Source organism: Blastomonas sp. CCH1-A6, assembly GCF_001556365.1.
In the GTDB taxonomy this organism is placed as follows: Bacteria; Pseudomonadota; Alphaproteobacteria; order Sphingomonadales; family Sphingomonadaceae; genus Blastomonas; species Blastomonas ursincola.
In genome coordinates, this window is record NZ_LSIS01000362.1 from 1 (window position 1) to 239 (window position 239).

General features: G+C 66.5%; 1 protein-coding gene. It reads left to right on the plus strand.

The features are described from left to right. Positions 1-239: IS66 family transposase zinc-finger binding domain-containing protein (locus tag AX735_RS16925; RefSeq protein ID WP_202189606.1), on the plus strand; the 239-nt coding region annotated here is incomplete at both ends.

The following is a 239-nucleotide window of genomic DNA, read 5'->3' on the forward strand; positions in this document are numbered from 1 at the left end:
CGGTTCGCTGCCTGCGCACCTCGAGCGGATCGAGCAGATCGTCGATATCGACGATAAGGCCTGCCCGTGCTGTGGCGGCGGGCTGCACCAGATTGGCGAGGATGTTGCTGAACGCCTCGATGTCGTGCCGACCACGTTCCGGGTCATGGTCACCCGCCGGCCTCGCTATGGATGCCGCTCATGCGAGAGCGCGGTCGTCCAGGCCCCGGCACCGGCTCGTATTGTCGAAGGCGGCATCC